This is a genomic window from Bacillus sp. JST-5, assembly GCF_057747715.1.
Genome location: NZ_JBYLHW010000079.1, coordinates 1 through 11,010 on the forward strand (window position 1 = coordinate 1; position 11,010 = coordinate 11,010).

At 33.1% G+C, this 11,010-nt stretch carries 10 protein-coding genes and 2 pseudogenes; 10 read left to right on the plus strand and 2 right to left on the minus strand.

All coding sequences use genetic code 11. From position 1 onward, the window contains the following. The 5 genes from AC3ASS_RS12475 to AC3ASS_RS12495 all read left to right on the plus strand — a co-directional run. Positions 1-312, plus strand: a 312-nt coding sequence (locus AC3ASS_RS12475; RefSeq protein WP_488283853.1) for a DUF4176 domain-containing protein, incomplete at its 5' end; no start/stop codon positions are given. After that, positions 312-536, plus strand: coding sequence for a hypothetical protein (locus AC3ASS_RS12480; protein ID WP_488283854.1), 225 nt, complete (start codon positions 312-314; stop codon positions 534-536). The genes AC3ASS_RS12475 and AC3ASS_RS12480, both read left to right, overlap by 1 nt. A gap of 29 nt (positions 537-565) precedes the next feature. Continuing rightward, positions 566-877: a hypothetical protein gene (locus AC3ASS_RS12485; protein ID WP_488283855.1), complete on the plus strand. Its 312-nt coding sequence runs from the start codon at positions 566-568 to the stop codon at positions 875-877. Continuing rightward, on the plus strand, positions 874-2,433 hold the full coding sequence (locus AC3ASS_RS12490; RefSeq protein ID WP_488283856.1) for an AHH domain-containing protein: 1,560 nt from the start codon (positions 874-876) through the stop codon (positions 2,431-2,433). The genes AC3ASS_RS12485 and AC3ASS_RS12490 overlap by 4 nt, the downstream gene beginning before the upstream one ends. Beyond that, on the plus strand, positions 2,433-2,993 hold the full coding sequence (locus tag AC3ASS_RS12495) for an imm11 family protein (RefSeq protein WP_488283857.1): 561 nt from the start codon (positions 2,433-2,435) through the stop codon (positions 2,991-2,993). The genes AC3ASS_RS12490 and AC3ASS_RS12495 overlap by 1 nt, the downstream gene beginning before the upstream one ends. A 374-nt stretch (positions 2,994-3,367) precedes the next feature. On the opposite strand, the pseudogene AC3ASS_RS12500 reads toward AC3ASS_RS12495, so the two are convergent. Together AC3ASS_RS12500 and AC3ASS_RS12505 are read right to left on the minus strand one after the other, a co-directional pair. Next, positions 3,368-3,745 (minus strand): annotated as a pseudogene (locus tag AC3ASS_RS12500) (ATP-binding protein); the annotation flags it as partial. Positions 3,746-3,763: 18 nt separating this feature from the next. Beyond that, a protein-coding gene (locus tag AC3ASS_RS12505; RefSeq protein WP_488283858.1) for an IS3 family transposase occupies positions 3,764-4,881 on the minus strand; the annotation gives its coding sequence in 2 pieces (ribosomal slippage) (positions 3,764-4,638 and positions 4,638-4,881; 1,119 coding nt in all). Between the two features lie 513 nt (positions 4,882-5,394). On the opposite strand from AC3ASS_RS12505, the gene AC3ASS_RS12510 reads away from it, so the two are divergent. From AC3ASS_RS12510 to AC3ASS_RS12530, 5 genes and pseudogenes are all read left to right on the plus strand, one after another. Beyond that, complete coding sequence (locus tag AC3ASS_RS12510; RefSeq protein ID WP_488283861.1) at positions 5,395-5,637, plus strand: hypothetical protein; 243 nt, start codon at positions 5,395-5,397, stop codon at positions 5,635-5,637. Positions 5,638-5,796: 159 nt separating this feature from the next. Then, complete coding sequence (locus AC3ASS_RS12515; protein WP_488283859.1) at positions 5,797-9,105, plus strand: RecQ family ATP-dependent DNA helicase; 3,309 nt, start codon at positions 5,797-5,799, stop codon at positions 9,103-9,105. Continuing rightward, positions 9,093-9,611 carry a hypothetical protein gene (locus AC3ASS_RS12520; RefSeq protein WP_488283860.1) on the plus strand — a complete coding sequence of 173 codons (519 nt, stop codon included), beginning with the start codon at positions 9,093-9,095 and terminating at the stop codon, positions 9,609-9,611. Before AC3ASS_RS12515 ends, AC3ASS_RS12520 begins: the two co-directional genes overlap by 13 nt. A 244-nt stretch (positions 9,612-9,855) precedes the next feature. After that, positions 9,856-10,136, plus strand: a pseudogene (locus tag AC3ASS_RS12525) (IS21 family transposase); the annotation flags it as partial. A 74-nt stretch (positions 10,137-10,210) separates the two neighbouring features. Further along, positions 10,211-10,678 carry an SMI1/KNR4 family protein gene (locus AC3ASS_RS12530; RefSeq protein ID WP_144597891.1) on the plus strand — a complete coding sequence of 156 codons (468 nt, stop codon included), beginning with the start codon at positions 10,211-10,213 and terminating at the stop codon, positions 10,676-10,678. Positions 10,679-11,010 lie beyond the last annotated feature (332 nt).

Below are 11,010 nucleotides of genomic sequence, written 5' to 3' on the forward strand. Positions count from 1 at the left end.
ACAAACACCTCCACTAAAGTTGTCATTACAAAACGATTTATCGCTCCTAAAAACTATCAAAGTTATTTTCCATATGCAGGTGTTACTTATCCAATAGGGGAAATGAAGCCAAATTCGATTATTTATTTTACAGAACCACTAATAAAACGCGTCGTTCATGAGGGGTATAAGGACGACATGGAAAAAGCCTTTCAGATACTGATGAAAAAAGAGTTTATTGTTGAAAAAGGTATGAATTCTATCGAGTTTTCAGCGAGCGATATGCGAAAGTTGCAACATGAAATAAATGAACAAAAAGTAGGTGAACGGTAGTGGCTTTATATACGTATAGTTTTTGTCACGATTTATTGTATGGCGGGTGGGATTCAGGGATTATTAACAACTTAGAGGATGCACGTCATGAAATTATTCAAAATTTTAATGATATGGATTTAGAGAATGCTTCTGTTCAAAAGGAAATGGAAGAGATTGTAAACGATATGGTAGCTGAAATTGATCGATTAATTGACCGGATTCAATCCATTTCTTTTCGATAGATTGATACATTTGAAGGGAAGTGTCGCTGTTGTCAAAGCTTGATATTAAGATAGATCTTCATCAGTTTCAATCAACGTTAAACCTTTTAAAAAATAGTATTGAAGATTTTGAGGGGTATACGACAAGGTTCCGTAATAGCACGAGGGGAAAGTTAGATAGTTTCAACTCTGATTTTATTTCAAAAGTCGATAGTTTATTAGATAACATGAAAAACGATATGAGTAGCGAAATGTTAGATGAACTAAGATGGATTCATGCAGCAGCTGAAGGAATTTTAAAAAGGATGAAACATGCGGATGAAGAGCTTAGAATGTCGATCAGGGGGGCTTCATCCTCGTGAAACGGGATTTACAAATTAATTATGGTGTGCTGGATGATATTATTGCAGAGCTTCATACGTATAAACATGCGTTAGCGAATATGCGGGTAGCACTCAATCAAATTGCTGCATTTGTGAAAGAAAATCAGGCCGAAAGTATGGATGCATTAGAAGAAAAAATGAAAAATTCGAAAGACCATATTGCTGATTACGAGGCACAGATAAAGGACTTGCTGAAACTATTTGAGAACTATGTAGGTGATACGACGGCAATCATCTCTCCTATTGCTAGAAATGCAATGATGCGTGTCGATCGGAACGATATTTATTTTAATTTGAAGCAAATCGAAAGTGGAATTAATGGGAATGTCACGAAAGCGATAAACATTACGTATAAAAGTCCGTTTTCATGGGCGTTTTGGGATGAGCCAACGGATGAGGAAAAGGCAGCAAGTCGTTATAATAAAGGAAGAATGGACAGTATTCGGGAAGATATTCAACAAGTAAAAAAGCGATTAGACAGAAAAATCGACGAGCTATGGGGGCTGTATCATTCCAAAGTAAAAAAATTCGAAAACATGGATGATGAATACAAAAGCAAAGCAGCGACTCTTAAAAGCAAGTATACGAGTTTCCTAGAAGGATTATGGGATGTTGTATCCTCAGTTGGAGATGCCGCTTTTGATTTAGTTCGAGGGCTAGTTGTTGGACTTGTTGAAATTGGCGTGGGGGTTGTTACGTTAGCGGTTGATGTTGGAATTATGATCGTTTCTTGCATCATTCCTGATCCGATTGAGCCGGATATATTAAAACAATCTGCTAATGAAAAAATGGATGCATATACGGACATGCTTGTTCAAGTCATCAAAGATCCGATGGGTGTGCTTGAAAGCATTGGCCAATCGATTTCCGATACAGTGGAAGAAGAAGGAATCATGTACGTTACCGGCTATGGGGCCAGTGCCTTCGTACCGATTGTCGGCCAAGCAAGAGCCGCCAGTGTAGTAAGGGTCGGACGAAGTGCGTTAAATCAAAAAATGAGAGATATTGTTAGAAATCATAAAGCTTTTGAAGGATTCAAAACAAAACCTGTAGAATTTGTAAGAAATGCGATGAATGAGGTTGCAGGAGGAATAAGAGCACTGCAGCATCAACTAAATCACGGGCTAGTCCCAGCGATGAGTGGAGTCCCCAACACCCCTATTAACACTCTAAGCACACGGGCATTAATGAATACCGCGGATGAGACGTTGAGTAGGGTTGTGGGTAAGGGGACGGGTAAACCTTTACAAAAACATCATTATGCTACTAATAAAAGTAAAAAATATACTCCACAAATAGAGGCTATAACGAAAAAATATGGACTAGATTTGGATGACGTTTGGAATATAGAATTACTACCTCATCAGGGAAGACATCCAAATGCTTATCACGAGTATGTGTTAAGCAATATTAGAACTTTTGATAAAATAGCTAAGGGGGATAAAAGGAAATTTTTAAGATTATTCGAGCAATTAAAACAGGAAATTAGAAAGAACCCGGAGATGCTTTATAAAGATTATTGGAGGAAGAAATAATGAGATTTTATAAGTTGCTAATGGATGATAGTGATGATAGAGATGTAGTAGCATACTGTATAGATACAAAGGGATTTGAACAATATGAATTATCGGAAGGAAAGTATATTCATAATTGGAATAGCGAAATCACCTTTTACTTTGACCCTAAAGAAGGAGAAAGATTAACAGATTATTTAGCAAACAATTTAGGGTGGTTTATAGTTTCTGAAAGATTTAAAGCGATTTTAGAGGAAGTAGATAATGGTATACAATATCTGCCTATAAATGTAGTGAATAAAGGTGAAAACAAAATTTTAAAAGGTTTTTCGGTAGCTAACATTTTGAATGTTGTTGATGCATTAAACTTAGAAAATTCAGATTATAGTGTGTTTGAACTTGATGGTGAAAGTATATATAGTATAAAAAAATATGCTTTATGTAAGGAGGCGATACAATCAAAGCATATTATTAAACTCAAGGGTGATGAAATTCCAATATTCATATCAGAAGAACTTAGAGAATTAATAGAGAAAAATAATATAACAGGATGTGACTTTTTAGAAGTTAAAGTAATCTAAATATAGGTATTTTATACGGGAATAAGGCTCTGACTCATAAGGGTCTAACTCCCTCGAACGAACAAAAAATATAATATTAAGACATTTCACTTAGTTACGTATATATTTTATTATGAAGGGGGACTGACCTTTGTTTTGGGTCAGTCCCTTTTTTTATCTTACATAGACGGAGTGCCGAATAAACCGCAAGAGCAACAACCTATACGCATAACCCTTGAAACTCCTGTATGATAATTCTTAGGGTTAGATTGTACGCACAAAATCAGTTTGAAAAAGATGCTATATTTTATGATTTTCATCAACGATAAACTGTTTTTGACAACTAGAAAATGTATGAAATGGCAATTAAAAATGTATCCACTTGCCAAACTCTATTATTGATTGAGTGAGATTGAGTCTTTATAACGATGACTCTCCCCCTTGAAAATAATTAAATGAGAATGATGAATAAGTCGATCAATAACTGCTTCTGTTAAGATCGGATCACCAAAGACATTATTCCACTGGCTAAACTGTAAATTCGTCGTAACTATGATGCTTTTGGATTCATAACACATAGAAATTACCTGAAATAATAACTCTGCTCCTTGTTTATGCAATGGAATATAGCCTAATTTATCAAGAATCAAGAGATTAACCTTCTCTATTTGTTTCAGGAACTTACCGAGTGTCCCTTTTTCATTTGCTTCTAATAACGCATTTACAATGGCAGCTGAGGTAAAGAACTTCACTCTTTTACCTTGCTTTTTTATTGGTATGTCAACACTAAACTAGACAATTTTTTTAAGGTGTTCATTTTTATATTCAATAGGGCTTAAATACCCAAGTGTTCCGTGAATTCTGATATGATTAAACCAATGAACATAATCATCTAATTCTAATTTCAACCGTTCTAAATTTTCAAAATGTTTCCCTTTGACAAACTCTGTCTTAATAATTTTAAAGGTTGCTTCAGCTACCGCATTATCATACGGACAACCTTTCATACTCAATGAACGCTTTATTTTAAATGTTTCTAATGCTTCATCAATCATCCTGTTTTTAAACTCATTTCCTCGGTCCGTGTGAAACAATTGAATTTGCCGTAAATCAGCTTTTATAGTCGATAAGGCTTGATATACTAGGCCTGCGTTTTTATGAGGCCCAGCACTGTGACCAATAATTTCACGATTATAAAGATCAACAAATAAACATATGTAATGCCATCGATTTTCGACTCTTACGTATGTTAAATCACTCACTACCACAGATAATTCATTTTGTTGATTGAATTCCCTATTTAACTCGTTTTTAGCTTTTGATTCATTACATTTATCTACATGAGGCTTAAATTGAGCGACTGTATATTTAGATACTAGCCCATTCTTTTTCATAATTCTGCCAATACGTCGTCTGGATGCAACTATGCCAAGCTTTTTTAATTCATGTTTAATTTTGCGTGTGCCATAGTTTTGGCGACTTTTATTGAATATGTCAATTATGGCAAATGCGAGTTCATCTTCTGATTTTGATTGCTCTTTTGCTTCGTAATAATAGGTACTTCTTGGGAGTTGTAGGACGTCACACATTGCTGATATCGAGTATTTGTGTCGGTTATTTTTGATCACATTTACTTTCGTCCTAGTATCAGCGCAGCTTGCTTTAAAATATCATTTTCCATCAATAAACGTTGGTTTTCTTTACGAAGTTTGATCAACTCTGTTTGTTCTGGTGTCCTATTATCCTTCTCTTTAAACGAACCAGATGTTTTGCTTTGTTTAATCCATTTGTCCAATGCCGAAGGCGTTAAATCGTATTCACTAATGATATCTTTTCTGGGCTTTCCGCTTTCGTATAACTTGACCATTTGAGCTTTAAATTCGGAAGTAAATGTTCTTCTTTCTCTCATGTAAGTCTCTCCTTAACTAAATAGGGGTAACGTAGACTGCAACAACAGTGGAATAATGCCGAAACTTGACATGGAGCCTCTGCGGACATGCTTTCCCGACCAGGAAGCCAGCTGATTAGTACACCTGGCCCCGCCGACAAGGCTAGCATACCCGCTTCTCCACGTAAAGTTTCTAGAATGGATCTCTTATGACAGTAAGCAGTATGCCCAAATTTGGTGGTTAGTCTACTTGACCTTATTTTTATTGTCCAGTTAAGTGTAGCCGATTCACTTTCTCGGGCGAGAAAGTGGGGATAAACATTTAAACCGACTGTGACGATACTAAACGGACTTATTTTTATGTTGTACTTTCACTAAAGACGGTCGTATAATACTCGTCATTGTTAACAAGCGTTACATAAATTTTAATTTTCGTAACGGGAGGGTGAAAAGTTGAACGTTGTCGGATATATACAAGTTTCAACATAGGGGCAAGCGAAAGACGGATACAGCCTAAAATATCAAGAAGATGTAATTAAAGGATATTGTGAAGAGCATGGCTTGAACTTGATGCACATTTTTAGAGATGGAGAAAGTAATGGTGCCAAACTGAATGAAGAAGCATTTGAAATAGACAGGGTGGGCTTACAGGAAATGTTGGCTCACCTTTCGTCTGTCCAAGTTGATAATGTGGTGGTTCCTAACCATAAGTTGTTTATGGCCGTCAGATATTGTAAAGATGTTGATACGACGAGAGTTGAAAAATTACGGCTGTGACATAAAAAGCATTGAACAGCCATTTTACAGCATGGAAAGATTATAGGTAATTTCCGTAATCAATTAAACTCTAAAAACAAATTATCTTTATCTTAATTGGATTTTAATACTATAATAATAGTATAAAATATTCTTACTATTTAATAGAGGACATTGGTTATGAATAAATTCACGGCAAATTACTGTAAATCCAATTCAAATTTTATTATTACAAATCTACCAAGTGCACAAAAAATTACACCTTATACTAATATTGTTCGAATCGTTCAAAATTTGATTATGCGTGGTTCTCCAACAATTGCATCCAAGTTTATTAGAGATGAACTCTGCCTAAACAGGAATTATCTAGAAAAATTAAGTGAAGTGAAATTCATTTCGACAGAAAATTTAGACTGGTCTAGGACTATTAAAGGAGATATTAGTCGTAACGATTACCCAGCAGAACAACTTTACAATGATTTAGAAATAATATTTAACAGACTTAAATTTTTAAAGAATCTTACAATTGCTGAGTATCCCATAACAAACATTCTTAATGGTGTTCAGGTATTTAATAAGCAGAGCGTAGATTTTTACATACCACTACTCAAAACCGTAATTGAAGTTGATGGTGAAGGTCATAAAAGGCAATTAGTCCTTGACAGAAAAAGAGATTCTGCTTTTAAACGTAATGGAATAAATGTAGTTCGAATTAGTACTAAAGATATTAGGGCAAAAAATTATGAGAACTTAAAAAAGGAACTTAGAAATATTTACTATCAAAATAAAGAAAAAGTTGAAAAATATTGGAATTACTTAAGGGTGAATGTAGAAAATTATGATGTTCAAATAAAATTAACTGCCATAGTAAGATTACAAGTATTAATTCTAGAATTACTAGATCGTGGAGTAATAGCATTAGATGATAGTAATTGGAAATTTAATGTAACTGGGGTAGATATCAAGACACTTGAATTAGCATTAAAAGACTTAGAAAAATGGATTGGACATATCAGTGCTTTATTCAATACTACAATAAACCTTCCAAATATTAATATTATGGTTTACGACGAACAATCACAATTACCAACAAATAATAATGATATAAATATTAATATCAATATATTTAAGCGTTGGGATGATTCAGTAAATCAAAAAAATGTCTATTTTATAAGAACTGATTTCGACGATGAAGCAAATTATTTCTCTTTAAAAATAAATGAACCTGTTGTATATTCTTTATCATTAGAAAATCACAAAAAGAACCTTGAATTTTTACTTGAAAATTTATTTGGTCATAACAAATTTAATGATGGACAGCTTGAAATTATAATTAATTGTTTAAACGGTAAAGATACGATAGGATTATTACCTACAGGCGGAGGGAAATCCCTTACATACCAATTATGTGTTTTGTTACAACCAGCTATAAGCTTTGTAGTTGTTCCAATTAAAGCTTTAATGATTGACCAAATAAATAACATGAAAAGAAAACATTATATAACTCATGCAAGTTATATTAATAGTGATCTATCTCCAGTAGAAGCTAGTAAAAGGCTGAAAGATTTCTCTAAAGGAAAGTACATTTTCATAATTATTTCTCCGGAACGTTTTCAGTCCAAAAGCTTTAGAAAAGAACTATCATTAGTTAATGAAACAAAAGCTTTATCCATAGCAGTAATCGACGAAGTACATTGTTTATCTGAGTGGGGACATGATTTTAGGACATCATATCTTGCATTATCAAATTCTATAAAAAAACTTACTCCTTCATCACGATTTCTTGCACTCACTGCAACTGCATCCTCCAAGGTATTGAAAGATATAATGACTGAATTGGAAATAGATAGTAGAAATGTTATTACAATATCAAATTTTACACGTAAGGAACTAGAATTCAATGTAGTTAAAGTAAAAACAAATTCTAAACAAGAATACCTTATGAATCTACTAGGTAGTAAAATAGATTCAAATAATAAAATAGATGGACCTACATTAATTTTTACGCAATTAGTTAATGGAAATAATGGTTGTTATAAGCTTAGTCATGGAATACATGCCAGGACGGGACTTCGAACAGGATATTTTTCTGGAAAGACACCAGATAATCACGACGCATCTGAGTATTCGAAATATAAAGAAAGAATTCAAAATCAATTTATGAATGATGAAATAGATGTTTTAGTTGCTACAAAAGCTTTTGGTATGGGGATAGACAAGGGAAACATAAGAGAAACGGTTCATTACGGGATTCCTAATTCCTTAGAGTCCTTTTATCAAGAAGCTGGACGAGCAGGTCGTGACAAAAATAAAGCAAGATGTACCATTTTATATAGCCCTGATCAACTTGATGATAAACAGATGCAAAAGATATTCGGATTAAATACTAATATTTCAGTATTAATAAGTGAGAAAAATAAAATGGTAGGCGATTTAAAAACACTTCTTTTCTATCTAACTGAAAATTTAATGGATATTGGAAAAGAAGTTGAGGAAATATACTCATTTTATGAAAGATACTTAGAGGGAAAAACTTTTGAGGTTGCAATTGATTTTAACGGTGATAAAGACCGTGATAGAAAAGAGAAATGTATATATCGCTTAGCATTACTTGGTATAGTAGATGATTGGACAATTGATTGGAAAAGTAGACAAATAATAGTAGAAAGATTAGATTTTACAGAAGAGAGCGTTATCAATAATTTATTAAGTTATATTAGGAAATATGATTATATGTTTTCTCTTAATCCTGAAAAACAATCATTGTCCCCATATGGGGATATAGTCTCCGACTACTACAATAGTGATAAACCATTTTTAATGAGAATTCTTTCTGTATTAATAACATGGTATAACAATAACATCATATATTCTAGAAAACAGTCAATGTTACTAATGAAGCAATTTGCAGATGAATTCGAAGATAGTGAGTCATTACACAAAAAGCTCGAAATCTATTTTAAAAGAAATGATGATGTATATCATATAGAAAATACAATAGCACAAAAAGAAAGGTTGAAGGATTGGTATAAAATATTTTATGTACATGAAGAAGGAAAAGAATGTTATCCACGGCAACTTAGCACTTTTAAAAGCCTGAAGATTACTGTTAGTCGTTTTTTAGAAAGTTACAACAGTGATATTTGTCTCAACTTGATTAACGGTGTAATAAGTTTTGTTTCTAATGAATTTAACACATTTGATAGCAAGGAGAGAATGGCAACAGCAATTCGTGAAATTTCTAAAATGGATTCTAACCTAAGAAAAGAAATGTTATCTTCAATTACATCTACGGCAGCAGATTTTTTAAACTATTCACAAAGAGATCAGTTAAGTCAACTCTTAATATTAAATGGGTTTGATTCAATTGAGGATTTAAGACTAATCCATATAAATCTAGAAGATAGAGTTAGTTTCAGTAAATTGATTAAAGAAATTTATTCAAACTTTATAAAACTATCAAGTGGAGGTTATCCATGGGAAATATAGAATACATTGATGAACTTGAGCAGCATATTAAAGATCTTAGTGATGAAATTGTTAAAGTTAAGAAAGCATCAGATTACCTAAAACTAATTGAGGAATTTCAAGAGGAAGTTAAGGGAACTTCCTCTATTCTTAGTCAGTCAAATAAACAATTGACTTTGAACCAGCAAATTATTGAGAGGAAATTAGAGTTATTTAATTCAACAATACAAAACATCGAATCAAAACATCTAGTTATTGAAGAATCTCAAAAAAAAATACTTACTCTTTTAGATAGTTTAGGAAATCATCAAGAAAAGAGTCAGGAAATAATCGCAGAATTTTTTAACGAAGTAAACAATCAAATAGAAGAGAAACAAAATAAAATTAAGAAAGAGTTATCTTTATTGAGTGAGGAACAATCATTGTTATTAAATAGAAATTTTAAGAGAAATAATATCTATTTTATAATAAATGTATTTTTTAGTATCTCTATATTAGTGGTATTGATTCTATTTTTTTTCAAATAAATTAGTTTACGCTATACGAAATTATTATCAACAAACTATAATTTTTCTATTACGGTATAAAAATATAAAGTTGAGTTGTGCTTTACTGTCACCAACGGTGATAAAGTCCCTAATAACAACGGTTTGAATTTCCCCAAAAATAACGGATAATCATTTTATACATTTGATAGATTAGGAGTGTAAAGTGATGGTCCAGATTGGGGAATTTTTTATGATAAGAGAACTGTATAATAAAGGTTGGTAGATTACGTCTATATCTGATGAACAGGGTTTGATCCAAAGACAATTCGTAAATACATAAAGTCAGATGAGCTACCTAAAAGAAAACAATCGTCACCGAAAGTTAGTAAACTTGCACCTTATAAAGAATATATTAAAGAACGTATCCGAGAAGGCACGACAAATTGCTCAGTATTACTAGAGGAAATACAAGCTATGGGATATGAAGGTAAAATGACAATCCTTTGGGATTTTGTTAGACCTTTTAGGCAACAACCTAAAAAACAAGCAACAATCCGTCAGGAATGAATTTGATAAATGGCGCAAAGATTATTGGAAACATAGAGTTAGTGATTTTAAATAGTTCGAGGAGGGAAAATATGAGTATGGAAGCATATAATCAAGCTAAAAAAATTATTTTGTCTAATGCAGAACTAAGTGATTTTGTGGGTCCCCGCTCAAGAGAATTAATTATTCAAGCAGAAGAAAAACTTGGGTTAAAGTTCACAGGTTCATATTTGGATTTTCTGTTGTCTTTTGGTGCGGGTAACTTTGGTTCTCAAGAGATTTTCGGGATAATTAGTAGCGATTTTGAAAATTCTTCAGTTCCAGATGCAATATGGTATACTTTAACAGAGAGAAGAGAGAGTAATTTGCCAAATAATCTATTAATAATTCACGATACAGGAAGTGATGAAGTTTTTTGCTTAGACTTTAACAAGATTGATAATAATGAACCTAAGGTTGTTTCATTTTTTCCAGGAGTTGACTTAGACAAACAAAAGTATGAAATAATTGCAAATGATTTCGGGGATTTCTTATTAGATTTAGTTAAACGTGAGCTATAACCTATATTACCTCGATTGGCTATAAGCCTTTCGAGGTTTTTTATGTGCGCCCGGCATGTACATGAACTATAGGGTGTAAGTCCCGAACCCCGAAGACAGAAGTAGAGGTTAGCCAAGAGCAAGGGTGTCCGTGGTGACGCGGAATCTGAAGGAAGCTGGAGGCAAAACACCGGTCCGAGGAACACGAACCTCATATAAGGCTAGGTATGATTGAGTGTGTTTATAGCACATGAAAAGTGAGCCACTTCGCAACTTAAAACTGAGCCGCTCATAGTTTGTGAATATATCATCCACCAGATCTCGGTTGGCTTTACATGGAGAGGCGGGCATGA

Coding starts and splice junctions, on each gene's coding strand:
- AC3ASS_RS12520 (WP_488283860.1), top strand. CDS start 9,093: ATGGGAAATATAGAATACATTGATGAACTTGAGCAGCATATTAAAGAT.
- AC3ASS_RS12495 (WP_488283857.1), top strand. CDS start 2,433: ATGAGATTTTATAAGTTGCTAATGGATGATAGTGATGATAGAGATGTA.
- AC3ASS_RS12530 (WP_144597891.1), top strand. CDS start 10,211: ATGAGTATGGAAGCATATAATCAAGCTAAAAAAATTATTTTGTCTAAT.
- AC3ASS_RS12515 (WP_488283859.1), top strand. CDS start 5,797: ATGAATAAATTCACGGCAAATTACTGTAAATCCAATTCAAATTTTATT.